Raw genomic sequence first — 26,810 nt, forward strand, 5'->3', positions numbered from 1 at the left:
CAACAGGAGCAGAACATGAGCAAGCCACGTCAACTCAAACTCGGAGCCATGGTCCACGGCGTCGGTCACGGCTGGGGCGAATGGCGCCATCCGCAGGCCCAGCCGGACGCCAGCACCAACTTCGGCTTCTACAAGCAGCAGACTGAACTGGCCGAAGCCGCGAAGTTCGACTTCGTGTTCATCGCCGACAGCCTGCACATCCACGCCAAGTCCAGCCCGCACTACCTCAACCGCTTCGAGCCGCTGACCATCCTCTCGGCACTCGCGGCGATCACCACCCACATCGGCCTGGTCGCCACTGTGACCGTCAGCTACACCGAGCCCTACCAGGTAGCGCGCCAGTTCGCATCCCTGGACCATATCAGCGGCGGCCGCGCCGGCTGGAACGTAGTGACCTCGTGGCTGAGCGGCACCGCCGACAACTTCGGCAAGGCCGAGCACCCGCCCCACGCCGTGCGCTACCGCATCGCCAAGGAACACGTGAACGCGGTCAAGGGCCTGTGGGACTCGTGGGAAGACGACGCCTTCGCCTACAACAAGCACAGCGGCGAATTTTTCACCCCGGGCAAGCTGCACGCGCTGAACCACAAGGGCGAGTTCTTCTCGGTCAAGGGCCCGCTGAACATTGCGCGTTCGCGTCAGGGCCAGCCGGTGATTTTCCAGGCGGGCACGTCTGAAGACGGGCGCAACTTTGCCGCTGAAAATTCCGATGCGATCTTTGTCCATGTAGAGAGCATCGAGGAAGGCCTGGCGTATTCCCAGGACCTCAAGCGCCGCGCCAAGGGTTTTGGTCGCGACCCCGACAGCCTGTCGATCCTGCCCGGCATCCGCCCGATTGTCGGCCGCGATGCCGCCGAAGTGGAAAGCCGCTATCAGCAAGCCGTGGACCTGGTCACCGTCGAGGACGCCATCGTCGCCCTCGGCCGCCCGTTCAACGACCACGACTTCAGCAAATATCCACTGGACGAACCCTTCCCGGAACTGGGCGACCTCGGCTCCAACAGCCAAAAAGGTGGTTCCGACCGGATCAAGCAGTTAGCCAGGGATGAAGGCCTGAGCCTGCGTGAAGTGGCCCTGCGTTTCTCGCGGCCCAAGCGTGATTTTGTCGGCACCCCGGAGCAAGTCGCCGATGCGATCCAGACCTGGTTCGAGCGCGGCGCCAGCGATGGCTTCATCGTCAACTCGGTGCTGCCGGACGGCCTGCAATACTTCACCGAACTGGTGGTGCCGGTACTGCAGCAACGCGGCCTGTTCCGTAGCGAATACAGCGGCCAGACCCTGCGCGACAACCTCGGCCTGGACGTACCGGCCAACCGTTACAGCGTCGCCAACGTGAAAGAAAAACAGGAGGCGCTGGCATGAGCGAATCCCTCAACCGTCAGCTGGCGGACCTGCACGCCGAACGGGTCGCGACCTGGGCGCCGCAAGCGCTGCAGATCAATATCGACCAGCGCCAACGCCTGGTGGCTGAAGCACGCCCCGACGACTACGTGCAGGTCGGCGATGAGCTGGACCCGTTCACCCTGCTCAATGTCGAAGGCGGCGAACTCAACCGCGAGTCGCTGCTGGCCGACGGCCCCGCGGTGCTGATCTTCTTCCGCTTTGCCGGCTGCCCGGCGTGCAACATCGCCCTGCCCTATTACGAGCGCCAACTCTACCCACGCCTGCGCGAGCTCGGCGTGCCGCTGGTGGCGGTCAGCCCGCAAGTGCCCGAGCGCCTGGTGGAGATCAAGACCCGCCACGCCCTGCAATTGCTGGTGGCCAGTGACCGAGACAACAACCTCGCGCGGCGCCTGGGGATTCTCTACAGCTTTGACGAGGCGTCGCGTAACGCGGCGCTGGCCAAGGGCAACAGCATCGGTGAAACCACTGGCACCGGCACCTGGGAATTGCCGCAGCCGACGGTGGTAGTGATTGCCAGGGATGGCACGGTGGCGTTTGTGCAGGTGAGTCCGGATTGGTTGGTACGCACGCAAGCCGAGCCGGTGTTGCAGGCAGTCGAGCGTTTGCTGGGCCATCAAGCCGTACGACTGGCCATCTGAGCCCACACTCTCCTGTGGGAGCGGGCTTGCTCGCGAAAGCGGTACATCAGTCACGCATGTGTTAACTGACCCACCGCTTTCGCGAGCAAGCCCGCTCCCACATTTCTGACCGAGTACATTCCCATGACCCAACCGTCACTACGCTCCGTGGAAGTCGCCAATTTCGAAGCCCTGCTCGAACGCCTCAGCGCCGAACTCGCCAGCACCGCGCACCTCTACGACGAAAGCGGCGCCTTCCCCCATGCCAATTTCAAACGCCTGCACGAACACGGCCTGGTCGCCCTCACCGTGCCCAAGTCCCTCGGTGGCGGCGGGGCCAGCCTGCCTCAGGCACGCAAGGCGATCAGTGCGATTGCCAAGGGCGAACCCTCCACCGCACTGATCCTGGTGATGCAATACCTGCAACACACGCGCCTGCAAGACAGCAAGACCTGGCCCGCGCACCTGCGCACCCAAGTCGCCGAAGACGCCGTGCGCAACGGCGGGTTGATCAATGCGCTACGCGTCGAACCCGACCTCGGCACCCCGGCCCGTGGCGGCTTGCCGGCGACCACCGCCGTGCGCACCGCCGAGGGCTGGCGCATCAGCGGGCGCAAGATCTACTCCACCGGCAGCCACGGCCTGAGCTGGTTCGGCGTGTGGGGCCGCAGCAATGACGCCGACCCGCTGGTGGGTACCTGGCTGGTGCCCAAGGACAGCCCCGGCGTGACCATCATCGACACCTGGGACCACCTCGGCATGCGCGCCACGTGCAGCCACGAAGTGGTGCTCGACAACGTGCTGGTGCCGCTGGACCACGCCGTCAGTGTCAGCCCGTGGAGCGCGCCGTCGCCGGAACTGGATGCCGAAGGGTTCCTGTGGATGTCGGTGTTGCTGTCCTCGGTCTATGACGCCGTGGCCCAGGCGGCGCGTGACTGGCTGGTGAACTGGCTGGAAGAACGCCAACCGTCCAACCTCGGCGCGGCGCTGTCGACCCTGCCGCGCTTCCAGGAAACCGTCGGCCATATCGACACCCTGCTGTTCGCCAACCGTAGCCTGCTCGACGCCGCCGCCGAAGGCCACACCCCGGCCGCGAATGCCGCGCAGTTGAAGTACCTGGTGACCAACAACGCGATTCGCGCCGTCGAGCTGGCCATCGAGGCCTCCGGCAACCCAGGTCTGTCGCGTCACAACCCGCTGCAACGCCACTACCGCGATGTGCTCTGCAGCCGCGTGCACACACCGCAGGACGACGCCGTATTGCAAGGCGCCGGCAAGGCCGCTTTCGCCCAACGCCAAAAGGAGTGCACATGACTCAGGTGATTATTGCCAGCCAGCTGGATGAAGATTTCAACCAGGTGATCCGCGAGCGCCTCGCTGCGATCCACCCCGAGGCCCAAGTCATCGGTGTGCCCGTGGGCGTCCCCAGTGACCTGCCATCCCAGGCGAATATCCTGCTGGCGCGGCCGATCAACGTACGCGGCTACACCGCCCCGGACACCCCGCCACCGGGCTGGCCCTACGGCACGCAGTGGGTGCACCTGGTGTCGTCGGGCATCGATTTCTACCCGCACTGGCTGTTCAACGGCCCGCCGGTGACCACCTCGCGCGGCAGTGCCGCCGACAACCTGGCCGAGTTCGCCCTGGCCGCGATCTTTGCCGCGTCCAAGCACCTGCCGGACATCTGGGTGAAGGACTCACAGTGGAACTTCACCCCGCTGCGCCCGCTCAAGGGCACCACCCTGGGCATTCTCGGTTTTGGCGCGATTGGCGAGCGCCTGGCGCAGAAAGCCCAGGCCCTGGGGATCAACGTTGTGGCGTTGCGCCAGAGCCAGGCGCCCTTCAGCGCAGGCGTGGACGCCGCCAAGGACATCCACGACCTGTTCGCCCGTGCCGACCACCTGGTGGTGGCCGCACCGTTGACCGAGGCCACGCGCAACCTCATCAACCGCGATGTGCTCGCCAGCGCCAAGCCGGGGCTGCACCTGATCAACATTGCGCGGGGTGGCTTGCTGGATCAGGAGGCGTTGCTGCAGGCGCTGGATAATGGCCAGGTTGGCTTGGCCTCGCTGGACGTGACCGAGCCCGAGCCGTTGCCGGATGGGCACCCGCTGTACACGCACCCGCGGGTGAGGTTGTCGCCGCATACCTCGGCGATTTCCACCCACAGTCGCCATGAGATTGCGGATACGTTCTTGGCGAATCTGGAGCGCTATGTGGCCGGTTCTGAATTGGCCAACCTCGCCAAACCCTGACACCACCCAATAAATGGGGGAGCGGGCTTGTGTGGGAGCGGGCTTGCTCGCGAAGGCGGTGAATCAGTCAACCTATTCATAGACTGGCACACTGCATTCGCGAGCAAGCCCGCTCCCACATTGGGTATTGGGCGAGCCGGAAATATAATCAGAAAATAGCATTTAAATAACAAGCACCATGCATATTATTAATAATTAACATATAACAAAACGGACTTTTACGGACGCCTTTCATATCCATATTGTTACAGCCAGCACCGACCCCTGACCAGGTGGAGGCCTTGCCAACCCCCACTTTCTCAGGACATCACCATGAGCCATGCCCGTGTGCCCAGCCGCCTCACCCTCGCCGCTTCTCTCGCCTTGCTCGGCGTCTACGCCCACGCCGATGACACCGCCCTGCCGGTGGTGAATGTCACCGCCGAACACCGCAGCGAAGACCTGCAGAAAACCCCGCTGGCGATTTCCGCATTCGACGAGCAGACCCTGGACGACAAGCAGATCCGCAGCGTGCGCGACCTCTCCGGCCAGGTGCCGAACCTGACCCTCAGTCGCCAGTCGATCTCCTACAGCGCGCAGACCTATGGCATCCGTGGCATCGGCGAAACCGACCCGATCCAGGAAGCCGCCGTAGCGGTGTATGCCGACGACCTGTACATCCCCCGCGCCATTTCCTCGATGCTCGATTTCAACGATGTCGAGCGCGTCGAAGTGCTGCGCGGCCCCCAGGGCACACTGTACGGACGCAACAGCAGCGCCGGGGCGATCCGCGTGATCACCCGCGACCCGAACCAGGAGACCCGTGGTTTCGTCGAACTTGGCGCCGGTAACTACAACGCGCAGAACGGCCGCGTCCTGATCAGCGGCCCGCTGGTGGACAACGCGCTGTTCGCCAGCTTCTCGGCGATCCGCCTGAGCCGCGACGGCACCGTGTCAAACCCGACGCGGGGCAAGGACGTGAACAACGTCGACATCCAGTCCTATCGCGGCAAGCTGCGCTACAAGCCCGAGGATTCGCCGTGGGATGTGCAACTGACCCTGGCCGGCACCTTTGACCGCGGTGACACCACCAGCTATTCGCCCTTCGATGCCAACGGGCATTTCGACAAGTTCAAGAGCTACAGCAGCCTCGACCCGAAAAACCGCCTCGACCAGGGCAGTTCGGTGTTACGCGCCCTCTATGCGATCGACGATCACCTGAACGTCAAGTCGGTCACCGCCTGGTCCTCGTTCAACCAGCCGGTGGACTACGACAACTCCGGCCAGGCCACGCTGATCCAGAACAACCTGATCCTCTACAAGCAGAACTACGCGACCCAGGAGTTCCAACTCAACGGCGACTACGACGCCTTCAGCTTCAGCACCGGCCTGTACCTGTACCGCGAGCGCTTCGACGCCGACCGCGACAACCTCACCTATTCCATCCCACGCAACCGCGTGATCGGCCAGGGCCAGTACAGCACCACCAACACTGAAAGCTATGCGCTCTACGGCCAGGGCACCTACAAGATCACCCCGCAACTGTCGCTGATCGCCGGCCTGCGCTTTACTCGCGAGCACAAGAATTTCGAGTTCACCAACTACGCGATCAACACCGACCGGCAGATCACCGGCACCAACTTTGCCGCCGAGTCGAGCAAGTCCTGGCAGTCCACCAGCCCGAAACTCGGCTTCGAATACGCCTGGACCCCGCACCTGAACCAGTACGCCTACGTCGCCAAGGGCTTCAAGGCCGGCGGCTACGACAACCGTGCACCGACCCGCGCCGCCGCCGAGCAGGCGTTCTCGCCGGAAGACGTGACCACCTGGGAAACCGGCTTGAAGGGTGACTTCTTCGACCAGCGCCTGCGCGCCAACGTTGCGCTGTTCTACAACGACTACAAGGACCTGCAGACCAACGCCTACGACCCGGCGCTGGGCGTGAGCCTGCGCACCAACGTCGGCCAGGCCCACACCTACGGCGTCGAGCTGGAGACCCTCACCGCCCTGAGCCGCGACTTGCAACTGACCGCCAACCTCGGCTACCTGGAAAGCCAGTACGACGACTTCCAGAACGCCAGCGGCGCAGGCGTGGATGCCAACGGCAAGCACCTGGTGTTCTCGCCGCGCTGGAACGCCAGCGTCGGGCTCAACTACACAATCCCGGCCGGCTTGCCGGGCACGTGGCTGGCGGGCACGGATGCGCAGTTCCAGACCAAGTCCTGGGCCAACGCACTGAACGACGACATCCAGCAAGTGCCGCAGCAAACCTTCTGGAACGCCAACACCCGCTACATCAGCGGCGACGGCCACTGGACCACCACCCTTGCGGTGAAAAACCTGCTGGACCGCGCCTATCCGCAATCGGTGGGCTACGTGCCGTCCAGCGGTGCGCGCTACTACTCGGTCAACGACCCGCGCACCGTGTTGCTGTCAGTGCGCTACGACCTCTGAGGCGCCTATTTGATGCGGTAGTGGAAGGTGTTGCGCACCGCCGGTACGGCGACCGCCTTGCCCTCAACGATGCGCGGTTGGTAGCGGAAGGTGTTCGCCGCCGCCAGTGAAGGCCGCATGAACAATGGATGGCAGCCGTCGAGCACCCGCGGATTTTCCACGCGGCCCTGAGGGTTGACGGTGTACTCCACGGAGCAATCACCTTCGATGTTCTTGTCCAGGGCGCGCTCCGGGTAGTCCGGAGCTTGCTTGCTCAAGGGCTGGTATTGGCGGCTGTCAAACGCCGGGGCTGCCGCCGGAGCCGCAGGACGGGCGCGTTCGGCGGCCAGGCGTTGTTGGTCCAGGCGCTGCTGCTCCAACTCGCGGTTGCGCTGCTCGGTCGCCAGTCGCTCTTGCTGCTGCGCGATTTTCTGGTCCTCGACCCGCTTGCGGGCCAAGGCGGCTTTCTCCAGCTTTTGCGCCTGGATCCGTGGATCGACCACAGGTTTGGGCGGTACCGGCACGGCAACCGGCTCCGGTGGCGCGGGGGGTGCGACGACCACTGGCTCAGGCACTGGCGCGGGCGCCGGGGGCAGCATCACCAACTGGGTGTGCATCACCCGTGGTGCCTCCACCAGCGGTTTTTCCGTGGACCAGCCCAGCATCAGCGCGGCCAACACACCGACGTGCAGCGCCACCGCGATGCTCGCCGCCAAGCTGTTGCGCCAAAACCCCGCCGTGTCCCGGGGCAGCCTTGCAAGCCTTGGACTGTGCATGATCATCGCCGTCATTGCAGGGCCTCGGTCACCAGCCCCAGGTTGCTCACACCGCCTTTCTGCAACACCGCCATGGCCGCGACCACGCGACCGTAGCCGGCGTTATCGTCGGCGCGGATGTACACCTGGGTGTCACTGCGCGCCGCCACCACCTGCATGACCTTGGCGCCCATTTCGTCCAGACTCACGGCGCTGTCGGTCTGGTGCTGGGTATCGAGTTCGCCGCCGAGGTTCCAGTAGTAGCCACCGTCGGCTTTCACCGACAACGTCAGGATCTGCTGGCGCGTGTCGGTGGCCAGCGCCTCGGCGGCGACCTTGGGCAGTTCGATCTTCACGCCCTGGGTCAGCATCGGCGCGGTGACCATGAAGATCACCAGCAGCACCAGCATCACGTCGATATACGGCACCACGTTCATCTCGGCCTTGGGCCCGTGCTTGCGTTGCGGCCTGGTCAGCATCGTCTTGCTCCTCTTTCAGGCGGCCACGGCCAGGTTGATCGGCGTGCCGCGCAAGGTACGGTGCAGGCGCACTTGCAGTTCGTTGCCGAAGGCGTAGTAGCGGGTGAGCAAGGTCTGGCCACGGGCCGCAAAGCGGTTGTAGGCGATCACCGCCGGAATCGCCGCAAACAGACCGATGGCCGTGGCGATCAACGCTTCAGCGATGCCCGGCGCCACCGTGGACAGCGTGGCCTGTTGCACCTGGGACAAGCCGATGAACGAATTCATGATGCCCCACACGGTGCCAAACAAGCCGATGTAAGGGCTGACCGAGCCCACGGTCGCGAGAAATTGCAGGCCCTTTTCCAGTTCGATTTCCTGCTCGGTGATCGCCACCTGCAACGCCCGCTCCACCCCTTCGAGCACCGCCGGATCATGGCTGTGCAGGTGCTGGTATTCCTCGATCCCGGCGATAAAGATCGGCGCAATGCCGCCCTCACCCGCCTGCACCGCGTCGCGGTACAGCGGCTGCAAGTCGGGCGCGGCGCGAAAGCGCTGCACAAAAGCGTGCAACTGGCGCTCCAGGCGGCGCAGCACAGTGCCGCGCTGGATGATCAAGTACCAACTGAGCAAGGAAGCCAGCAGCAGCGTGATCATCACCGCCTTGACCAACAGGCTGGCGTCGCTGATCAAACCCCAGATCGTCATATGTTCCATCGTCGCGTGCATGGTGAACTCCTATTCGAATAAAAAGTGATGACCGGGTGATGACGCGTTACGGCAATTTCAGCGTGCGGGTCACCTCGGCCCACGGCACAAACTTGAAGTTCTGGGCCTGCTCGGGCATGCGCTTGCGCCCGTCCTGCACCACCAGCATGCCCTGGCTCCAGGGCCCGCCGAGGTTGATCGCAGTGACTTCCAGGCCATCGGTCTGCGAAGCACCGTCGATACCGGCGTCGGCATTCAGGCCGACGCGAAACGCACCGTGGGTGGCGAACGGCGGTTCGGCATCCACCACCAGGTAGCTGTCGTTGCCCTGGCTGGAGATCACCAGGTAGTCGCGTTTATCGCTCTGGTACAACGCCAGGCCCTCGACGTCCGCATGCAGTTGCGGCCCCACCTTGATCACGCTGGTGAGCTTGGCCGGCTGGTCGGCGCGGGCATCCACCGCCCACACGCCGACGTCTTCTTCACCGATAAACAGGCGCTGGCGCTGGTCATCGGCCACGCAGCCTTCGGGCTGGCTGTCGACCTTGAACTGGCGCACCAACTCGCCGTGCACGCGGCCGTCCGAGGCGCTCAGGCGGTATTGCAGGAAGGTGCCGTCCTTGTCGTTGGCAATGGCATAGATCTCGCCGCTGGCGGGCTGAAACAGGCAGATGCCGTAGATCGCCTTGAGCGGCGTCGGCACTTCACCGGCTTCGCGCAGCTCGCCGCTGCTGCGGTCGATGCTGAACAGGCTCAGGCTGTTGTGATCACGGTTGCTGGCGACGGCAAGGTCGACGTTCTGCGTGCCCAACTTGAAATTGGGGCGCACGTCGACGTTGTTCAGGCGCCCGACCGCCAGTTCCTGCAACAGCTTGCCGTCCAGGTCATAGGCCAGCAGGCCCTGCTTTTTGTTGGTGCCGAGCACGCGGCTTTTGCCCGGCTGGTCGGGGTGAATCCAGATCGCCGGATCATCCGCTGCATCGCCCTGACGGCCGACAGGATCGCTCTGGCGCACGGCCGCGACCTCTGGAATCACCGCTTCGACCGGCACCGCCTTGGCCTGCCAGTTGAGCTTGCCCTGATAGAGCTTGCCAGTGTCGTCATCACGCACCAGCAGTTGCTGGCCGCTCACCGCCAGTTGCTCCGGTTCCTTGAGGCCTGGCAGGCTCAGGCTCGATTGCTCGACCCAACGCTCACCGCTTTGCTGGAACAGATGCAGTTGAGCCGTCTTGGGATCAAGCGCGATCACACCACCCGGCACCAGCGCCATGGCCCCGGCTTCGCGCTTGGGATTGTCGAACACTGCCACCGGCGTGCGTTTCACATCCGCTTCCGGGTGCGCCGGGTAAGCCCACCAGCCGAGGTTTTCTTCGTTCACCACCAGGCGATTGGCGCCGTCGTCCACCTGGCAGAATTGCGCCGACGGTGGCAACGGCAGACCGCGTACGCGCTGGGGTTCGTTCAACAACGTGGCGCCATTGCCCACCAGCCACTGTTCACCTTTGCCTTCTTCACCCACCAGGAACACAAACAGGTTGGCCGCCGAATCGCGGTACAGGCACAGGCCGTTCACGGCGTAGTCGCGGGTCGGCAGGTAGAGCGGTTTGCCGAAGGTCTTGGCGGAGGCGTCGAGGTTGATCAGCAGGGCTTGCTGGCGATCATTGTCGAGGCTGACGACCAGGGTCTGGGAACCGGCGGTGCGGGTATCGAGGCTGCTGAAGTTGCCCTTGAAACGGGCCAGTTCGGCACCTTTGGCGTCGACCAGTTGCAAGCCGTCGCGGGGGCTTGCGGTGAGGCGTTCATTGCTATTCACAAAGGCCATGGCCTCAGCATTCAAGCCAGTCGCCCAAGGCGTCAGGGTCAGGTCAGCAGCCATAACAGGTGCGCCGATTGCCAGGGCAACCAGCAAGTACAGTTTGGAAATTCTCATGAACAAACAAATCCTTTGAAAACAATGGAGATCTACTGTGGGAGCGGGCTTGCTCGCGAACGCGGTGGTTCAGTAACAGCTGTGGTGACTGATACAGCGCATTCGCGAGCAAGCCCGCTCCCACATTGGGAATGTGTTGAAGTCAGAAATGGGTGAAGGTCAGGCCTAGCTTGTAAGTCGGGCCGTACTCTTCGTACTGCCCGTTGTAACTGCGATGGCCGGTGTAGACGAAGTACGACTCATCCGTCAGGTTCTGCGCCTCGAAGCTCACTTGCAGGTTCTTGGTCAGCGAGTAGCGCGCGCTGAAATCGACGAAGGTCTGCGCATCCACGTGCAGGTCGTGGGCCTTGTCGTTGATCGAGGCCAGCTCGTACAAATAGGCCGACTTGTAGTTGGCCGACAGGCGCAGGCTGAGCTTGTCGTCTTCCCAACCGAGCATCAGGTTGCCGACGCTGTCCGACTGGTTCGGCAGGCTGATATTGCGTTTGCGGTTGCTGCCGCTGGCACTGTCGAAGCCCTCGATGTCGGCGCTGGAGCGGCTGAACGTGGTGTTGGCGCCGACCAGCAAGCCGTTCCACGGCGCCGGCAGCCAGTCGAACTTCTGCGAATAGGCCAGTTCCAGGCCGTAGAGCTTGGCACTGTCGCCATTGGCGTAGGTGTGGGCCTCGGAAAAATTGGTCCAGGCGCCGGTACCGGCCAGGTCGGTGTTGTAGACGAAGTTCTTGATGTCCTTGTAGAACACGAACGCCGAGACAGTGCCGGCGCGCCCCATGAAGTGCTCGATGCCCAGGTCCAGGTTGCTCGATTCCAGGGGCTTGAGATTCGGGTTGCCGAAGGTGGCTTCGTCATCGTCGATCACAAAGCCCGGCGCCAGCTGGCCGAAGGTCGGGCGCACCACGGATTTGGTCCAGGCCGCGCGCACCTGGGTGTTCTTGTCGATCTGGTAGCGCGCATGCAGGCCCGGCAGCCAGTGGTGGTAGCGGCGCCTGGTGTGGTTGTCGCTGAACACGCCGTCGGTGGCGCCGGTGCCTTTGGCGTCGAACTCGGTGCCTTCGTAGCGCAGGCCGGCGATGAAGCGCCAGTCGTCGATGTCGACAGTGTTCATCAGGTAACCGGCGTTGATGTCTTCGCGGATGGTGAAGTCGTTGACCCGCGATTCGGTCTCGTCATAAAAGTCCGCCGCATTCAGGCCGCCGAGCAGTTGCTTGATACCACTGGCGCTGATGCCGGGGCCGTAGTTGCCCAGGCGGTAGTCGACGCTGCCCTTCTGGAACTGGGTGAGGTTGAGCTGTTCGTCGCTGAAACCGAGGTCGTCGAAGTCCTTGTAGGCCCAGGCTTCCAGGTCGTTGGTCTTGTGGCGGCGGCTGACTTTGCCGCCGAACTTGAACTGCGAGGCGTAGCCGCTCAGGTCGTAGTCGCGGGCCAGGTCCAGACGCAGGTTTTTCTCGGTGTCCTTGGTGTTCTGTTTTTCCCAGTCGACTTTGTCGAGGGTGTAGTTGCTGGCGTCGTAGAAACCGGCGCCGATGATCGGCCGTGGCTTGTCCTTGTCGTAGAAGCCACTATTGGCGAAGTCGCCGCCGTCGAAGGTCGCACCGGCGATATGCCCCGGGCTGTCTTCGCTGGACTGGCTGTAACCGGCCTGGCCGCTGAGGGTCCACAGGCCAAGCATGCGTTCGCCGCCAAACACGTAGGACTGGATTTCCTGAGTCTCTTCGCGGTTCTTCAACTTGCGCTTGGCTTCGGCATCGCCCAGTTCGCCGGCAGCCAGCGGGTCGGCAAATTCGATGCTGGTGGAGTTGCGGGTCTCGGTGTCCTTGTAGCGGCTGTAGAGGGTGCGCAGGTAATAGCTGCTGAGGTCGTCGGGCTTGTAGTCGAAGTTCAGCCCGCCACCGGCGCGCTCGCGGCTGATGTCGTAGTCACGCTGTTCGAATTCGTTGAGTTTGGCGCCGTCGGTGAAGTCCCAGGCGCCGCCGGTCTCGACGTTGTCCGAGCCGAAGTCACGCTTCTGCCAGCTCAGCGCGGCGGCCACGCCGAAGTTGTCGATGCCGTCGCCAAGGCTGAAACGGTTGCTGGCCGCGCCGGAGAATTTCGGGCTGGTCTGGCTGGTGTTCTTGTCGTAGCTGGCTTCGCTGCTACCTGTGTAGAACAGGCCCTTGTGGTCGAAGGCCGAGAGGCTTTGCACGTCGACGGTGCCGCCGAGGGAGTTGGCGTCCATGTCCGGGGTCAAGGTCTTGATCACCGACAGCGATTGCACCAGCTCCGAAGGCAGCACATCCAGGGCCACGGCGCGGCGTGCGCTTTCCGGGGCTGGCACCAGGGTGCCGTTGATGGTCACGCTGTTGAGGTCCGGGCCCAGGCCGCGCACGCTGACGAAGCGCCCTTCGCCCTGGTCGCGCTCGACGCTGACACCGGGCAGGCGCTGCACGGCTTCGGCGACGTTTTCATCCGGCAGCTGGGCGACGCCGTCGGCGTGCACCACGCTCTTGATGCTGTCGGAAGTGCGCTGCTCCTTCAACGCCGAATCAATCGCCGCCGCCTGGCCGACCACTTCGACGTGCTCGGTGGTGGCCGCCTCGGCCGCATTGAGCCGCTCACTGGCAATCGCCAGGGCCAAGGCGGTAAGCGTGAAGCTGACGAGCCCGGTGCGCTTGTACATGCAATCCTCCCCAAGAATCCGTTGGCGCCAGGCAAGAGGCCTGACAACTGGGAGGGCAAGCTAGGGGTGGGGGATGACGGTTCTGTGACAGGAGCTGGCGCGAAGGCCGGTAAACCGCGGTTTGGAGCGCACCTCAGTGAACAAATGAGCTGAAATGACCTCGGTCAAAATGTGGGGTTTGTGTGGGAGCGGGCTTGCTCGCGAATGCAGTGTGTCAGTCAAAGCTGTTCTAACTGACCCACCGCCTTCGCGAGCAAGCCCGCTCCCACACAAGCCAGCTCCACATTTGATCTGTGTTTGCCGGTGAATTGTGTTTTAGCCATGAGCTGATTCGACCCACCCCCACCGTCATGCAACCGTCACATCCATCTGCTGTGCTGGCGCCCATCGCTTCGTTGCCCAAGGACTCGCGGCCATGTTCTGCGTACTCAAACCCCACCGCTGGAAACTCGCCCTGCTGCTGATCGCCGCCAACCTCGGGCTGCTCCTGCACCTGGCCTGCGGCGAGTTGAAAAGCGTCAGCGAATGGGTCTGGCTGGACATCTTCGGCGAAGGTGGCTCGGCCCTGCTCGCCCTGGTCTGGCTTGGCCTGGTGCTGAAAAGCCGCCCCGCCGGGCGCGTGACCAACTACCTGGCGCTGGGCCTGTCGTGCATCTTTTTCTCATGGTGGATCGACAGCCTCGACGAGTTCATCCGCCTGCCCGACAGCATCACCTGGGACCACTGGCTCGAGTCCGGGCCGATGCCGGTGGGTATGATCCTGCTGACCATCGGCATCTACCACTGGCACCGAGAGCAACTGGCGATCAGCGCGCAAATGGAGAAGCGCGAGCGGCTGTTCCGCGAGCACCGGCTGTTCGACAAACTCACGCCGCTGGCCGGTGCCGACTACCTCAAGCGCCAGTTGGCCGAGAGCCTGCAAGACAGCCGCGAGCAACAACGGCCGCTATCGTTGCTGGCCCTGGACCTGGACAACTTCGCCGCAATCAACCAGGCCTACGGCCATGCCGAAGGCGACGCGGTATTGCAGGCCCTCAGCCATGCGCTGTTGCTGAACCTGCGCCGCCAGGATTTGCTGTGCCGCCTGGCCGGTGATCGTTTTGTGGTGCTGCTGCCAGACACCGGCGAACGCCAGGCCCAGGTGCTCGCACTGGAACTGCAACAGAGCGTACGCGCCCTCGCCCACAAGACCCGCCAGCAAGGCGAACGCCTGCAACTGGCGGCGACCACGGCCGTGGTGATGGCCCTCGACGAAGCGCCCCAGGACTTGCTCAAGCGCCTGAACCTGGCCCTCGCCCGCGCCAAACACCCCCTCGCGAAAAGCGCCTGAGATGGCCGTGAAAACCGACTGGTATGAAGCCGACAGCCGATTCATCCCCGGGCACTACCAACCCGCCACACTGATCGACCTGGCGTTGTCGCGGGACATCGACAGCCATCGCCTGCTGCGCGGCACCGGGCTGTTTCACGAAGACATCCTGGTCGGTACGGCGCGCCTGAGTCCGCAGCAGTTTTTTGCGCTGATCGGCAACAGCCGCAAATTATTGGACGCCGACGACAGCAGCTTCCTGTTTGGCCAGCGCCTGCTGCCAGGCTATTACGGCGCGGCCAGCCACGCCTTGGGGCATGCGCAGAACCTGCATCAGGCCCTCGAGATCCTGATCCAGCAGCAAGTGCTGCTCAGCCCATTGGTGAGCCTGCAACTGGAACTGGATGAGCACCACGCCTACCTGTACTGGCTGGACAGCTGCGGCGCCGGCGAACACTGGCGTTTCCTGCTGGAAGCGAGCATGACCTCGCTGGTTGCCATGAGTCAGTGGCTCAGCGGCGAGCGCCTGCCGTGGGCGTGCAGTGTCAGCCACGCCGAGCCGCGTTACGTCGAGCAGTATTGGGTGCACCTGGGCGAAGAAACCCGCTTCGAACGCCCGCTGGACATGCTGAGCATCCCCCGTGAATACCTGACCCGTGCCTGGCCGGGCGCCTCGGCCACGGCTGGGCAAGTGGCACGCCAGCAAGCCCGCGAGCAGATCGAGCAGTTGGGTTTTGCCGGCAGTTTTCTCGATTGCCTCTACGATTACCTGCGCGACCAGGTGCGCCAGGCGCCGAGCCTGGAGCAGGCGGCCCAGGCCTTCGCCATGAGCCCGGCGACCCTCAAGCGCAAACTGCACAAGCACGACACCGGGTTTCAGCAGCAGGTCGACCGCGTGCGCAAGCAGGTGGCGTTGCACCTGTATCAGGTCAAGGGCTACAGCAATGAGGAAGTGGCGGCGTATTTGAACTTCAACGACGCGGCGAACTTTCGCCGCGCGTTCAAGCGCTGGACCGGCAGCACACCGAGCCTGATCCGCCAGCTGTTCAACAGCCGCTAGCCAGGCGCTCGCGCAGGAACTCCACCAGCGCCTGCACCGGGCGCGAACTTTGCCGGTGCTGCGGGTACACCGCCGACAGGGTCAGGTCTTCGGGGGCGAATTCGTCGAGGACCGTCACCAGGCGGCCGTCCTTCAACGCCTCGCCGACGATAAAAGTCGGCAGGTAGGTGATGCCCAGCCCGGCAATCGCGGTGTCGCGCAACAGGTCGCCGTTGTTCACGCGCATGCGCCCGCACACGTTCACCGCTTGCAGCTTGCCCTTGAAGCGCCACTGCACCTGGCGACCATGGCCGTAGGGCAGGCAGTCATGCGCGGCGAGGTCATCGGGTTTTTGCGGGGTGCCGCGCCGGGCCAGGTAGTCGGGGCTGGCGCAGTACACCCGGGGGATGCTGGCGATGCGGCGGGCAATCAGGGTTGAGTCTTCCAGGGTGCCGATGCGCAGCACCAGATCGTAGCCTTCGCCGATCAGGTCAACGGGGCGGTCACTGAGGTCGACCTCGACCGCGACCTCGGGATAGCGCTGCAAGAACAACGGCAACAGGCAACCCAGATGGGCCATGGCAAACGACAACGGCGCGCTCAGGCGAATGGTGCCGCGCGGCTCGCTGTTCTGGCCGGCGATGCCCTGCTCCACTTGCTCGACTTCACTGAGCAGGCGCAAGGCGGATTCGTAGTAACTCTGGCCGAGTGGCGTAACGTCCAGGCGGCGGGTGGAGCGGTTGAGCAGGCGCACGCCGAGGCGGTCTTCGAGCTGGATCAGGCGGCGGCTGACAAACTGCTTGGACAGGCCCAACTGTTCGGCGGCGGCGGTGAAGCTGCCGGATTCCATGACCTGGCAAAACAGGCGCATGTCTTCAAAGGGGTTCATTGTCGCTTCTCGGTGGACGATGGGCTGTTTTATATCCGGTTAGTCGCAATACCACAAAACAAAATGTGGGAGCTGGCTTCTGTGGGAGCGGGCTTGCTCGCGAAAGCGCTGGGTCAGTTGGAACATCTTTGACTGACACGCCGCATTCGCGAGCAAGCCCGCTCCCACAAAAACCCGGCTCCCACAGGATTCAACGGTGTGATGCAGAACCGCTTACTTGGCAGTAAACGCCGAGTAGCTGTTCATCAGGTTGCGGTAGTTGGGGATGCGCGGCGACAGCAGGTTGGCCAGGCCTTCCATGTCGTTGCGCCAGTCACGTTGCAGCTCGCACGCCACCGCAAACCAGTTCACCAGTTGTGCACCGGCGGCGGTCATGCGTGCCCAGGCAGCCTGCTGCACGGTTTCGTTGAAGGTCCCCGATGCATCGGTGACCACGAACACTTCAAAGCCTTCCTCCAGCGCGCACAAGGTCGGGAACGCCACGCACACATCGGTCACCACACCGGCAATGATGATCTGCTTGCGACCGGTGGCCTTCACGGCCTTGACGAAATCTTCGTTGTCCCAGGCGTTGATCTGGCCAGGGCGGGCGATGTACGGCGCGTCCGGGAACAGTTCTTTCAGCTCAGGCACCAGCGGACCGTTGGGGCCGCTTTCAAAGCTGGTGGTGAGGATGGTCGGCAGGTTGAAGAACTTCGCCACATCGGCCAGGGCCAGGACGTTGTTCTTGAATTCGTTCGGCGAGAAATCCTGCACCAGCGAGATCAGGCCAGTCTGGTGGTCAACCAACAGTACAACGGCGTCATCTTTGTTCAAACGAGGGCTAGCCATGGTTCAACTCCTTACGGGGGATGGGAAATCAGAAAGCAAAGCAGGAACAGCCAAACGCGCCCCAGAAACCCTGGAAGTCGCTGACCGGCACGCTGGAAAGCCGGGCCTTTTCATGGCTGTGGGAATGCACGCCGCACGGGCCGCTGCACTGGTGAACCTGGGCCTGCAACGGCGAACTCGGGCGCCAGTGCCCCGGCACCTTGACCACCGGCGACCAGTCCGGCAGCACCGGCACGCGTGGCGGTGCGACATCTTCAAAGTCGCCGGCGCCGTAGACCACCTTGCCGCCGACCACGGTGAGGACCGACTCGATCCACTTGATGGCTTCTTCATCGACGCTGAAAAAGTCCGCCGACAGTGCGGCGACGTCCGCCAACTGGCCGACCTTGATCTGGCCCTTCTTGCCCTGCTCGGACGAGAACCAGGCGCTGCCATGGGTGAACAGCTCCAGCGCGGTCAGGCGCGGCAGGCCTTCGGCGTGCAGCTCCAGGCCGCCCACGGTGCGGCCGCTGACCATCCAGTACAGCGAGGTCCACGGGTTGTAGCTCGACACTCGCGTGGCATCGGTGCCCGCGCCGACCGGCACGCCTTCGGCGAGCATGCGCTTGATCGGCGGCGTGGCTTCGGCGGCCTTGGCGCCGTAGCGCTCCACGAAGTACTCGCCCTGGAACGCCATGCGGTCCTGGATCGCAATACCACCGCCAAGGGCGCGCACGCGCTCGATGTTTTTCGGCGTGATGGTTTCGGCGTGGTCGAAGAACCACGGCAAGCCGTTGAACGGGATGTCGCGGTTGACCTTCTCGAACACGTCGAGCATGCGCGAGATGGATTCGTCATAGGTAGCGTGCAGGCGGAACGGCCAGCGCTGCTCCACCAGGTGGCGGACCACCGGCTCCAGCTCCTGCTCCATGGTCAGCGGCAGGTCCGGGCGTGGTTCGAGGAAGTCCTCGAAGTCGGCGGCGGAGAACACCAGCATCTCGCCGGCGCCGTTGTGGCGCAGGTAGTCGTCGCCCTGGTGCAGGGTCACGCTGCCGGTCCAGTTCTTGAAGTCGGCGAGCTCTTCCTTGGGCTTCTGGGTGAACAGGTTGTAGGCGATGCGCACCGTCAACTGTTCGTCCTTGGCCAACTGCTCGATTACCGCGTAGTCGTCCGGGTAGTTCTGGAAACCACCACCGGCGTCGATGGCGCTGGTCAGGCCCAGGCGATTGAGTTCACGCATGAACTGGCGGGTCGAGTTGACCTGGTACTCCAGCGGCAGTTTCGGGCCCTTGGCCAGGGTCGAATACAGGATCATCGCGTTGGGGCGCGCCACCAGCATGCCGGTGGGGTTGCCGTTGCTGTCACGCACGATCTCGCCGCCCGGCGGGTTCGGCGTGTCCTTGGTGTAGCCGGCCACGCGCAGGGCGGCGCGGTTGAGCAAGGCGCGGTCGTAGAGGTGCAGTACAAACACCGGGGTGTCCGGCGCGGCCTGGTTGAGTTCGTCCAGGGTCGGCATGCGTTTTTCGGCGAACTGGAATTCGTTCCAGCCACCGACCACGCGCACCCACTGTGGCGTCGGGGTGCGGTCGGCCTGGTCCTTGAGCATGCGCAATGCATCGGCCAGGGATGGCACGCCTTCCCAACGCAACTCCAGGTTGTAGTTCAAGCCACCACGGATCAGGTGCAGGTGCGAGTCGTTGAGGCCCGGGATCACGGTGCGGCCCTTCAGGTCGATGACCTGGGTGCCGCTGCCGCGCAGGGCCATGGCTTGAGCATCGGTGCCGACGGCGACAAAGCGCCCTTGGCGGATGGCGACGGCGGTGGCGCGCGGGTTTTCCCGGTCCACCGTGTGGAACTGGCCATTGAACAGAATCAGATCGGCGTTCATAGGGTTTCCTTTACAGAGGCTTCAAGCCAGGGAGCGAACAGGCGGGTGGCCGCCGGCATCAGCAGGTAGACCACCAGCAGCACGATGGTCAGGGTGATCAGGAACGTGGCGACCACATAGTTGGAGAGCAACGGGTGCAGGCGCAGCACCGGGCCCCAGATGATCGGCACCAGCAGGGTCAGCGGCAGGATCACGCACAGCGTGACCACGGCTTGCTTCCAGCGGGGCGGCTTGGCGGCGTTTTCGGTTTCGGGGTTGAACCAGAACTCGTTGACGGCACCGATTTCGGTGTTGTCGCCGTCGGCCAGCATGGGGGTGGCTTCGGCGATCAGGGTCTTGCGTTCGGGGGAATCGAGCCACTGTTCCAGAGCATCGGTGGAGCGGTAGCGCAGGACGCAGGTGAACAGCGCGAGCTTGTTTTGTTTGCTGCGTACGACGTCCACACCGAGGTGGCCGGGGCGCTCGCCGGCAATGCGCACGATGCGGCGTAGCCAGGCTTCGTAGTCGGTTTCGCGGCCTGGCTTGACCAGGTGTTTGACGACCAGTGTGACGACTTCGTCGGGGCTGGTTTTGGGTGTAGGGTCCATGACGTTTGATTCCCCCCTGGAGAGTTGAGCGATGGGGGGAGTTTGGTGGGGATTGGGGATGGGGAATTGGATGTATGTGCTGTTTGGGGTGGGTGGGTTGGGTACACACCCGTTACCGAACAAACGGATATGCACGCCAAACCTTAAAGCACCTGCGCCATGTGTTCGCCCATGCGCCCACGCGTTTGATTGTTCGCGGGGCTCAATAACAACACCTCAGGTTCTAGACTTCAGGCCTTCTTTTCATAACCAACCCCCTGAAGAGAAAATTTCACCTGCGTACGCCTCTCACCCTTTTTTGTAATCTCCTGAGTGCCGGTCATTGAATTCGCGAATCGGCCATACAAGCCTCTGCTATTGACTGAACCATTTCTAACACGGCCTCTGTCGTCTGTACTAAAGGGAGCAAAAAAACTGCCACTTGTCGGCGCAATCTGTGAACTTCGGTCGATCTTCGCGCCATAGTGTTCGACAAATCCAATACCGTAGCCGGCCAATGCAACTTTCTGATCGACATCAAGATCTTTCACATGCTGTCTGGGCCCAAGCTTATCGGGGTCCGTAACATCCTGAACATAGGCCTTTAGCCGCTTGGCGTTATCGGGATCTCGCTCCACTGTCAGGTTATATTTATGACCAAACTTGAAATCTACCAATGTGCTATTGCTGCCCCTGGTCCTCCATCCGCCTCGGTACTACCTTTGGGAGCGCTGAAATGCGGACCAAATCCGGAAAACACAACCAGTGCCTTGCCATCACCGCGTGGCTGCATCCCAATGTAGCCGCCCCCCAGCTTTTTACCTTTTTCATCATTGGCGTCGAACCGCATCGCGTAAAAGATCCCGCCATCGTTGCTGCTCTTGCGTTGAGCGCCTTTATCGATAGTGATTGGAAACGTGATATTGCTCAATCCAGGGCTAGGCGTATAAACATAGTAATCCACACCGAATAGCACATTCGGCTTGGTCGCCTCTTTATTAATTTGAAGTTTTGGCTCACTGACCCTGTCAAGCTTTGACATCACGGTAGTTTCCGCAGCGCCGGCACGTGCTGCCGGCTGCGGGCTTTTGCGGTGTCCTTCACTGTGACTACTGCGCTGCTCTTGCTGCACACTCGCCGAGGATAAACCTGGTGTGAGAACAGACGTTTCAGGTGCTATCTGTGGAAACAGTGGTAAGTTGCCAATGCGCATAGGAGTAACTGCCTTCGCTGGAAAAGTCCCTCCATAGTAGAAAGCCTTTACTCAAAGAGGCTGTCAGTAAAACGACTCGGACGTCCTGGACTTTGCTTAATTCTGGCGCGGGTTGATCGGCGATCAAACCTGAAGCGCCCGCGCCATATGCTCGGCAATCCGCCCACGCAACCAGCGCTCCGCCGGATCATTGTCATGCACCCCACTCCACACCATCGACAGCTCCGCGGCATCAATCGCAAACGGCGGATCTTCCGCTCGTAAGGGGGTGCCTTCGGTCAACGCACACGCCGCATAATCCGGCACCGTCGCAATAATCTGCGTACCCGCCAACAACGCCCGCAGCCCACTGAACTGCGGCACCGCCAGCACCACCCGACGGGCCCGGCCGATCCGGGCCAAATCCAGATCAATATTGCCGCTCAGGTCTCCGGAGAACGACACCATTGCATGGGGCCGCGCACAGTACTCATCCAGGGTCAGCGGCGCGACACCGTCGTCCCCGCGCAGCACCTTGCACGGAATATCCCGCAGCTTCTTGCGCTTGGCATTCGCCGGTAATTCCGTGGTGTAGCTGACCCCCACGGAAATCTCGCCACTGGCCAGCAACGCCGACATCAGCAGGTAGTTCGCGCGGCGCACCACCACGACAATCCCGGGCGCCTCTTCACGCAGTTGGCTGAGCAACGGTGGGAACAGGCCAAACTCGGCGTCGTCGGACAGGCCGATACGAAACACCGCACAGCTGGTTGAAGGGTCGAAGTCCTTGGCGCGGCTGACGGCGCCCGAGATGATGTCCATGGCCGGTTGCAACTCCTTGAGTATCGCCACGGCACGTGGCGTGGGCTCCATGCCCCGCCCGTTGCGCAGCAGCAACGGATCGTCGAACAGGTCGCGCAGGCGGCCCAGGGCGGCACTCACCGCCGGTTGGCCCATGAACAGTTTTTCGGCGACCCGGGTCAGGTTCTTCTCGAACATCAGCGCCTCGAAAATCACCAGCAGGTTCATGTCGACGCGACGCAGGTCGTTGCGATTCATAGCGGTATCCACACGATTGGCGAACCGCCAGATAAGCACGCAGAACGCCGCCTGGATTGCACGCCTGTGCTGTCTTTTCAACGCCCGGACCTGGCGAAATTAACAACGATTAACTCGTCAGCCGGGCGGTCGGGCGCCAAGAATGTGTCGGTCTACACTGCATCCATCCACCGGGAACGCTCCCATCGACTACGGATATTCGTCATGGCCCGACTCGAGCAACTTGCTCCCCGTTTATCTGCAACCGGCGGCCTATGCTCGCGCCGCGAACGGATTGCCAAGCAACTGATCCTCGCCAACCTTGGAGAAAGCCTGACCATTGCCGAACTGGCCCAGGCCTGCGCTCTGTCGCGCAGCCACTTCTCCCGTGCCTTCAAGTGCAGCACCGGGTTGTCACCCCAGGAATGGATCCGCCAGCAGCGCATCCAGCGGGCCAAGGAGCTGATCACCGGTTCCGACTTGAGCCTGACGCAGATTAGCCTGGAGTGCGGGTTCTGCGACCAGGCGCATTTCTGCCATATGTTTACCCGCAGCGTCGGCGTCAACCCGATGACCTGGCGAAACCACCAATCGCGTCACAAACCACAGGTGATTGCGGCCTAGTGGTCTGCACACGCCTGGAATATGCTGGCCAGACCCTTTTCCAGGAACGTGGCCGCCCATGAGTGACCTCAGCGACCAGGCCGTGCAGTTCGGCCCTTACCGCATCCACCCGCGCCAGCGCCTGGTGCTGGAAGGCGGCCGGCCGTTGCGCCTGGGGCGGCGCGCGGTGGATATCCTGCTGGTCCTGCTGGAACAGGCCGGCAATGTGGTGAGCAAGCAGGAATTGATGGCCCGCGTGTGGCCCAAAAGCGTGGTGGAGGACGGCAACCTGCGGGTGCATATGGCGGCGCTGCGCAAGGCCTTGGGCGATGGCCAGGCCGGGCAGCGCTATATCGTGACGGTGGCCCAACGCGGCTACAGTTTTGTCGCACCACTGAGCATCGAACCGATGAGCCTGCCCACCGAGGGTGCGTCACCGCGCCCGTGCCATAACCTGCCGCTGCGGCGCACGCGGATGATCGGCCGCCAGGCCCTGATCGACGCACTGGTGCAGCAGATGCCCGTGCTACGCTTCATCACCCTGACCGGCGCCGGCGGCATGGGCAAGACCACCGTGGCGCTGCGGGTGGCGGAGTTGCTGATCGGGCATTACCGCGACGGCATTTGCCTGCTCGACCTGGCGCCGCTGAGCACCCCGTCGATGATTCTGCCCAACCTCGCCGCCCTGCTCGACCTCACGCTCACCGAGGCGCAACCGCTGCTGTCCCTCGCTCGAAACCTGCAATCGCGCCAACTGTTGCTGGTGATCGACAACTGCGAACACCTGCTGGACGACATCGCGCTGATCAGCGAAACCCTGCTGCGCCACGCGCCCGAGCTGCACATCATCGCCACCAGCCGTGAAGCGTTGCGCGCCGAAGGCGAATCGGTGCAGCGCCTGGAACCGCTGGCCTGCCCGCCCGCCACCGGCAACCGCGCCCAGGCCCTGGGCTACCCGGCCTTGCAGCTGCTGATCGAGCGGGCCATGTCCCACCAGGACAGCTTTGCATTGAGCGAAGCCGAACTGCCGCTGGCGATTGATATTTGCCAGCGCCTGGATGGCATTCCCTTGGCCATCGAGTTGGTCGCTGCGCAGATCGAACGCTTCGGCCTGCAAGGCTTGCGGGTACAGATGGAAGACAACTTCCGCCTGCTGACCCGTGGCCGCCGCAACGCCCTGCCCCGTCAACAAACCCTGCGCGCCACCCTGGATTGGAGCTTCGACCTGCTCACGGGTTGCGAGCAGATTTGCCTGCGCCGCCTCGCGGTATTCCGCGGTAGCTTCAGCCTGGCCAGCGCGGCGGCAGTGATCGCCGGGGAGCGTATCGCACCGCTCGAAGTGCTGGGTTCCATCACCCAATTGGTCGCCAAGTCGCTGTTGAATGTGGAGGCTGGCGATGACGAGGTGGTCTATCGCCTGCACGACATCACCCGCACCTACGCCCTGGAAAAACTCAGCGGCGCCAACGAGTTCGACACCACCCGCGAGCGCCATGCCGAGCGCTGCCTGGCGCTGATGGAGCAGGCGCAGGACGATTGGGAACTGATCGCGACCCAGGCCTGGCTCGACCGCTACGCCCCCTTGCGCGAAGACATCCGCGCCGCCCTCGACTGGGGCCTCGGCGACCAGGGCGCCCATTTGCTGGGGATTCGTCTCACCGTCAGCGCGATGCCGTTGTGGCAAGAGTTGTCGCTGCTGCGCGAACATGGCCTGTACGTGGGCAAGGCCCTGGCGCGCCTGGGCCAATCGACCACACCGAGCCAGCGTTTGCGCATGGCGTTGCAACTGGCGCTGGGCAGTTTTTCCTATCACACCCAGGGCGGCACGCCGCTAACCATCGAGGCATTCGCCTGCGCCAGGCGCCTGGCTGAAGCTGGCAAGGACCTGGCCGGCCAGTTGCGCGCCGTGTCGGGCCAGATGGCGGTCAGCCTGTGCTGCGGCAACTATCGCGAAGCCTTGGTGCAGAGCCTGCACTTCGACCAATTGGGGCCCCAGGCCGACCCCTTGCTGGACCTCAGCGCACAACGCCTGCGGGTGCTGGCGCAACACTTCGCCGGCAACCAGGCGCTGGCCTTGCACAACGCCGAGCAGGTGATCCAGCGCATGGCCCAGAGCGGCCATCTCAACCGTTTTACCCATGGCTTTGGTGTGCAGTACGACCAGAGCGTGGCGTCGTTGACGATCCTTGCACGCATCCAGTGGCTGCGCGGTTTCCCGGAGCGCGCGGCACGTACCGCCGATCAGGCGCTGGCATTGGCGTTGCAGATCAACCATGGCACCTCGATCTGCTACACGCTGGCCCTGGCCGGGGTGGTGATCGCCCGCTACAACGGTGACACCGACGCCACCCGCGAGCAGATGGACTTGCTGCTGCAACAGGCGCAGAAACACTCGGCGCAGCTGTTCCACACCTGGGCACGCTGCTACGCCGGGACGCTACCGATGGCGGACGTGCAGGGCCTGGGGCTGGTGGAGGACATCCTGCTGACCTTCAACGCCATCGCGGTGAGCGATGCAGTATTCGAGCGCGCCAGCAACGGCCTGACCGGCTGGTGCACCGCGGAGATCCTGCGAGTACGTGCCGAAAGCCTTGACGACAAGCGCGCCGCCGAAAGCCTGCTGCTCGAAGCCCTCGGCCTGGCGCACCAGCAAGGCGCCCTGGCCTGGGAGCTGCGCAGTGCCACGGCGTTGGCGCGGTTGTGGCAAAGCCAGGGGCGCGTGCAGGCGGCACGTGACCTGCTGGAATCGGTTTACGGGCGGTTCAGCGAAGGCTTTGAGACCGCGGATCTAGTCCGAGTACGCTGCCTGCTCGACGAGTTGCAGGACAAACGACCGGCCTGAAAACGGCCCCAAATAATGCCCGTAGCCCGCTTGCAAACGCGCCACCTGCTGCGGGTCGCGCAGTTGCGCCAGGGCGTAGCTGCGCAGGCTGTTGAGCAGGCGATAGCGCGCAGGCCCAGGGCCCGGTTCCTGCGCCAGCAACGAAGTGCCGACCAGCCGTGCCAGCAGATAGGCCAGGTCGGCATGTTCCAGTTCGGTGCCCGCGACCAGTTCGGTCAACACGGGCAAGCTCACGGCCATCTTGAACAGGCCCATTTGCAGGAACAGCCAGCGCTCCGGCAGGCTCAGGCGTGCGTAACTCCAATCCAAAGCCGCCGTGAAGGACTGGTGGCGCTCCACCGCCGTGCGGCGCCCGCGCGTCAATACCTGCAAGCCACTGCGCAATTGGCTTTGCACGCCCTGTATGCCGAGGGCTTCGACCTGGGCGGCCGCCAATTCCAGGGCCAATGGCAGGCCATCGAGGCGCCGGCAGATCTCGCGCAGCGGCGTCAGGTCCTGGGGGCGCAACACAAAACCCTGCTGGCCGGCCCGCACCCGCGCGACAAACAGCTGCACCGCCGGCGCCGTCATCGCCTGTTCGACACTGCCCCACGCACATGGCGCCGGCAGGGGTAGCCGGGGCACGCGCTGCACCCACTCACCGGGCAATTGCAGAGCTTCGCGGCTGCTGAGCAAGACGCTGACCCGGGGGGCGTGCTGCGCCAGGGCGCGCACCAGATGGCGACAGGCACTCAGCAGCAAATCGGCACCATCGAGCACCAGCAACAGTTGGCGCGTTGCCAAGGGTTTGCACAGTGCCTGGGGGCTGGCACAGGGTTCCAGGCCAAGCGCCTGGGCCAGATGGTGCAGCATCTGGGTGGGCGCTTGCACGGTCGCCAGGTCCACCCACCACACACCGTCGCGGTAACGCGGCAGCATCCGTTCGGCCAGGGCCAGCGCCAGGCTGCTCTTGCCCACGCCGGCGCAACCGGTCAGGGTCATCAGGCGTTGCCCGCACAGGCGCCGCGCCAACACGCCCAGCAGCTCATCGCGGCCAATCAGCGGGCTGAGGCGCACTGCCAGGTTGTGCCGGGACTGGCTGACTTGAGCAGCGCCCTGCACCGGCGCGACAAAGCTGTAGCCGCGCTGGGGGTCGTTGATGATGCACGGCTGGCCATCAAACGCACGGCGCAGCGCGGCAATGTGCACGCGCAGGTTGTTCTCCTCCACTACGCTGCTGGGCCAGACGCGGGCGATCAGGGTGTCCTTGCTGACAAACTGCCCCGGCACCTCCAGCAGCACCGCGAGGATGTCCAGCGCCCGCCCGCCCAGCGGCACCGGAAAGCCAGCCTTGCTGACCAGCCGTTGCTGCGGGTGAAAGGTGTAGCGGCCAAAGCTCACCGTGGGCGCGTTGTTCATCTCGATAAAGCGCTGAAACACCCGGCCTTGGGCGTTTGCGC

22 protein-coding genes are annotated in these 26,810 nt (G+C 63.6%); 9 read left to right on the forward strand and 13 right to left on the reverse strand.

All coding sequences use genetic code 11. The annotated features are described in order from the left end of the window. Window positions 1–15: 15 nt before the first annotated feature. From IB241_RS00065 to IB241_RS00085, 5 genes are all read left to right on the forward strand, one after another. On the forward strand, window positions 16–1,362 hold the full coding sequence (locus IB241_RS00065; RefSeq protein ID WP_192296401.1) for an LLM class flavin-dependent oxidoreductase: 1,347 nt from the start codon (window positions 16–18) through the stop codon (window positions 1,360–1,362). After that, window positions 1,359–2,042, forward strand: coding sequence for a peroxiredoxin-like family protein (locus tag IB241_RS00070; protein ID WP_192296402.1), 684 nt, complete (start codon window positions 1,359–1,361; stop codon window positions 2,040–2,042). The genes IB241_RS00065 and IB241_RS00070 overlap by 4 nt, the downstream gene beginning before the upstream one ends. Before the next feature lie 123 nt (window positions 2,043–2,165). Beyond that, the gene (locus IB241_RS00075) at window positions 2,166–3,335 is read left to right on the forward strand and encodes an acyl-CoA dehydrogenase family protein (RefSeq protein WP_192296403.1); all 1,170 of its coding nucleotides are present in this window, start codon (window positions 2,166–2,168) and stop codon (window positions 3,333–3,335) included. After that, window positions 3,332–4,276 carry a D-isomer specific 2-hydroxyacid dehydrogenase family protein gene (locus IB241_RS00080; RefSeq protein ID WP_192296404.1) on the forward strand — a complete coding sequence of 315 codons (945 nt, stop codon included), beginning with the start codon at window positions 3,332–3,334 and terminating at the stop codon, window positions 4,274–4,276. Before IB241_RS00075 ends, IB241_RS00080 begins: the two co-directional genes overlap by 4 nt. 312 nt (window positions 4,277–4,588) lie before the next feature. Continuing rightward, window positions 4,589–6,709: a TonB-dependent receptor gene (locus tag IB241_RS00085; protein ID WP_192296405.1), complete on the forward strand. Its 2,121-nt coding sequence runs from the start codon at window positions 4,589–4,591 to the stop codon at window positions 6,707–6,709. A 5-nt stretch (window positions 6,710–6,714) separates the two neighbouring features. Here the strand turns inward: IB241_RS00085 and IB241_RS00090 are convergent, their stop codons facing one another. The 5 genes from IB241_RS00090 to IB241_RS00110 form a co-directional block, all read right to left on the reverse strand. Further along, window positions 6,715–7,479: an energy transducer TonB gene (locus tag IB241_RS00090; protein ID WP_192296406.1), complete on the reverse strand. Its 765-nt coding sequence runs from the start codon at window positions 7,477–7,479 to the stop codon at window positions 6,715–6,717. Then, entirely contained in the window at window positions 7,476–7,922 is a 447-nt protein-coding gene (tolR, locus tag IB241_RS00095) for a protein TolR (protein ID WP_192296407.1), read from the reverse strand. Before tolR ends, IB241_RS00090 begins: the two co-directional genes overlap by 4 nt. Before the next feature lie 15 nt (window positions 7,923–7,937). Then, window positions 7,938–8,630, reverse strand: coding sequence for a protein TolQ (gene tolQ / locus IB241_RS00100; RefSeq protein WP_192296408.1), 693 nt, complete (start codon window positions 8,628–8,630; stop codon window positions 7,938–7,940). Window positions 8,631–8,676: 46 nt separating this feature from the next. Continuing rightward, window positions 8,677–10,539 (reverse strand): phytase, encoded by a 1,863-nt coding sequence (locus tag IB241_RS00105; RefSeq protein ID WP_192296409.1) that lies wholly within the window; start codon window positions 10,537–10,539, stop codon window positions 8,677–8,679. 142 nt (window positions 10,540–10,681) lie between these two features. Further along, entirely contained in the window at window positions 10,682–13,195 is a 2,514-nt protein-coding gene (locus IB241_RS00110) for a TonB-dependent receptor (protein WP_192296410.1), read from the reverse strand. A 415-nt stretch (window positions 13,196–13,610) separates the two neighbouring features. Between IB241_RS00110 and IB241_RS00115 the strand changes: the two genes are divergently transcribed. Continuing rightward, window positions 13,611–14,525: a GGDEF domain-containing protein gene (locus tag IB241_RS00115; protein WP_192296411.1), complete on the forward strand. Its 915-nt coding sequence runs from the start codon at window positions 13,611–13,613 to the stop codon at window positions 14,523–14,525. A gap of 1 nt (window position 14,526) precedes the next feature. Continuing rightward, window positions 14,527–15,564 (forward strand): AraC family transcriptional regulator, encoded by a 1,038-nt coding sequence (locus tag IB241_RS00120; RefSeq protein WP_192296412.1) that lies wholly within the window; start codon window positions 14,527–14,529, stop codon window positions 15,562–15,564. On the opposite strand, the gene IB241_RS00125 is transcribed toward IB241_RS00120, so the two are convergent. The 7 genes from IB241_RS00125 to IB241_RS00150 all read right to left on the reverse strand — a co-directional run bounded on the left by IB241_RS00125 (window position 15,551) and on the right by IB241_RS00150 (window position 21,947). After that, window positions 15,551–16,432, reverse strand: a complete 882-nt coding sequence (locus IB241_RS00125; RefSeq protein ID WP_192296413.1) for a LysR family transcriptional regulator — start codon at window positions 16,430–16,432, stop codon at window positions 15,551–15,553. The genes IB241_RS00120 and IB241_RS00125 overlap by 14 nt on opposite strands. A gap of 213 nt (window positions 16,433–16,645) precedes the next feature. Then, window positions 16,646–17,263 carry an isochorismate family cysteine hydrolase YcaC gene (ycaC, locus tag IB241_RS00130; protein ID WP_192296414.1) on the reverse strand — a complete coding sequence of 206 codons (618 nt, stop codon included), beginning with the start codon at window positions 17,261–17,263 and terminating at the stop codon, window positions 16,646–16,648. A gap of 28 nt (window positions 17,264–17,291) precedes the next feature. After that, complete coding sequence (locus IB241_RS00135; protein WP_192296415.1) at window positions 17,292–19,130, reverse strand: amidohydrolase; 1,839 nt, start codon at window positions 19,128–19,130, stop codon at window positions 17,292–17,294. Then, the gene (locus IB241_RS00140) at window positions 19,127–19,717 is read right to left on the reverse strand and encodes an antibiotic biosynthesis monooxygenase (RefSeq protein ID WP_192296416.1); all 591 of its coding nucleotides are present in this window, start codon (window positions 19,715–19,717) and stop codon (window positions 19,127–19,129) included. The genes IB241_RS00135 and IB241_RS00140 overlap by 4 nt, the downstream gene beginning before the upstream one ends. A 230-nt stretch (window positions 19,718–19,947) precedes the next feature. Next, window positions 19,948–20,373: a hypothetical protein gene (locus tag IB241_RS00145; RefSeq protein ID WP_225595195.1), complete on the reverse strand. Its 426-nt coding sequence runs from the start codon at window positions 20,371–20,373 to the stop codon at window positions 19,948–19,950. Then, window positions 20,367–20,909, reverse strand: a complete 543-nt coding sequence (locus tag IB241_RS27430) for a hypothetical protein (RefSeq protein ID WP_225595196.1) — start codon at window positions 20,907–20,909, stop codon at window positions 20,367–20,369. The genes IB241_RS00145 and IB241_RS27430 overlap by 7 nt, the downstream gene beginning before the upstream one ends. A 123-nt stretch (window positions 20,910–21,032) precedes the next feature. Next, window positions 21,033–21,947: a LysR family transcriptional regulator gene (locus IB241_RS00150; protein WP_192296417.1), complete on the reverse strand. Its 915-nt coding sequence runs from the start codon at window positions 21,945–21,947 to the stop codon at window positions 21,033–21,035. Between the two features lie 204 nt (window positions 21,948–22,151). On the opposite strand from IB241_RS00150, the gene IB241_RS00155 reads away from it, so the two are divergent. Both IB241_RS00155 and IB241_RS00160 read left to right on the forward strand, forming a co-directional pair. Next, a complete protein-coding gene (locus IB241_RS00155) occupies window positions 22,152–22,550 on the forward strand; it encodes a helix-turn-helix domain-containing protein (protein ID WP_192296418.1) in 399 nt (132 codons plus the stop codon). A 58-nt stretch (window positions 22,551–22,608) separates the two neighbouring features. Further along, the gene (locus IB241_RS00160) at window positions 22,609–25,371 is read left to right on the forward strand and encodes an ATP-binding protein (protein WP_192296419.1); all 2,763 of its coding nucleotides are present in this window, start codon (window positions 22,609–22,611) and stop codon (window positions 25,369–25,371) included. On the opposite strand, the gene IB241_RS00165 is transcribed toward IB241_RS00160, so the two are convergent. Continuing rightward, window positions 25,318–26,769, reverse strand: a complete 1,452-nt coding sequence (locus IB241_RS00165; RefSeq protein WP_192296420.1) for a winged helix-turn-helix domain-containing protein — start codon at window positions 26,767–26,769, stop codon at window positions 25,318–25,320. The genes IB241_RS00160 and IB241_RS00165 overlap by 54 nt on opposite strands. Between the last annotated feature and the right edge of the window lie 41 nt (window positions 26,770–26,810).

The sequence above is a fragment of the Pseudomonas sp. PDM05 genome (assembly GCF_014851685.1).
Lineage (GTDB): Bacteria > Pseudomonadota > Gammaproteobacteria > Pseudomonadales > Pseudomonadaceae > Aquipseudomonas.

What these genes read in the sequence shown, in the direction of transcription:
- IB241_RS00065 (WP_192296401.1), top strand. Translation starts at nt 16, where the DNA reads ATGAGCAAGCCACGTCAACTCAAACTCGGAGCCATGGTCCACGGCGTC.
- IB241_RS00070 (WP_192296402.1), top strand. Translation starts at nt 1,359, where the DNA reads ATGAGCGAATCCCTCAACCGTCAGCTGGCGGACCTGCACGCCGAACGG.
- IB241_RS00075 (WP_192296403.1), top strand. Translation starts at nt 2,166, where the DNA reads ATGACCCAACCGTCACTACGCTCCGTGGAAGTCGCCAATTTCGAAGCC.
- IB241_RS00080 (WP_192296404.1), top strand. Translation starts at nt 3,332, where the DNA reads ATGACTCAGGTGATTATTGCCAGCCAGCTGGATGAAGATTTCAACCAG.
- IB241_RS00085 (WP_192296405.1), top strand. Translation starts at nt 4,589, where the DNA reads ATGAGCCATGCCCGTGTGCCCAGCCGCCTCACCCTCGCCGCTTCTCTC.
- IB241_RS00090 (WP_192296406.1), bottom strand. Translation starts at nt 7,479, where the DNA reads ATGACGGCGATGATCATGCACAGTCCAAGGCTTGCAAGGCTGCCCCGG.
- tolR (WP_192296407.1), bottom strand. Translation starts at nt 7,922, where the DNA reads ATGCTGACCAGGCCGCAACGCAAGCACGGGCCCAAGGCCGAGATGAAC.
- tolQ (WP_192296408.1), bottom strand. Translation starts at nt 8,630, where the DNA reads ATGCACGCGACGATGGAACATATGACGATCTGGGGTTTGATCAGCGAC.
- IB241_RS00105 (WP_192296409.1), bottom strand. Translation starts at nt 10,539, where the DNA reads ATGAGAATTTCCAAACTGTACTTGCTGGTTGCCCTGGCAATCGGCGCA.
- IB241_RS00110 (WP_192296410.1), bottom strand. Translation starts at nt 13,195, where the DNA reads ATGTACAAGCGCACCGGGCTCGTCAGCTTCACGCTTACCGCCTTGGCC.
- IB241_RS00115 (WP_192296411.1), top strand. Translation starts at nt 13,611, where the DNA reads ATGTTCTGCGTACTCAAACCCCACCGCTGGAAACTCGCCCTGCTGCTG.
- IB241_RS00120 (WP_192296412.1), top strand. Translation starts at nt 14,527, where the DNA reads ATGGCCGTGAAAACCGACTGGTATGAAGCCGACAGCCGATTCATCCCC.
- IB241_RS00125 (WP_192296413.1), bottom strand. Translation starts at nt 16,432, where the DNA reads ATGAACCCCTTTGAAGACATGCGCCTGTTTTGCCAGGTCATGGAATCC.
- ycaC (WP_192296414.1), bottom strand. Translation starts at nt 17,263, where the DNA reads ATGGCTAGCCCTCGTTTGAACAAAGATGACGCCGTTGTACTGTTGGTT.
- IB241_RS00135 (WP_192296415.1), bottom strand. Translation starts at nt 19,130, where the DNA reads ATGAACGCCGATCTGATTCTGTTCAATGGCCAGTTCCACACGGTGGAC.
- IB241_RS00140 (WP_192296416.1), bottom strand. Translation starts at nt 19,717, where the DNA reads ATGGACCCTACACCCAAAACCAGCCCCGACGAAGTCGTCACACTGGTC.
- IB241_RS27430 (WP_225595196.1), bottom strand. Translation starts at nt 20,909, where the DNA reads ATGCGCATTGGCAACTTACCACTGTTTCCACAGATAGCACCTGAAACG.
- IB241_RS00150 (WP_192296417.1), bottom strand. Translation starts at nt 21,947, where the DNA reads ATGAATCGCAACGACCTGCGTCGCGTCGACATGAACCTGCTGGTGATT.
- IB241_RS00155 (WP_192296418.1), top strand. Translation starts at nt 22,152, where the DNA reads ATGGCCCGACTCGAGCAACTTGCTCCCCGTTTATCTGCAACCGGCGGC.
- IB241_RS00160 (WP_192296419.1), top strand. Translation starts at nt 22,609, where the DNA reads ATGAGTGACCTCAGCGACCAGGCCGTGCAGTTCGGCCCTTACCGCATC.
- IB241_RS00165 (WP_192296420.1), bottom strand. Translation starts at nt 26,769, where the DNA reads ATGAACAACGCGCCCACGGTGAGCTTTGGCCGCTACACCTTTCACCCG.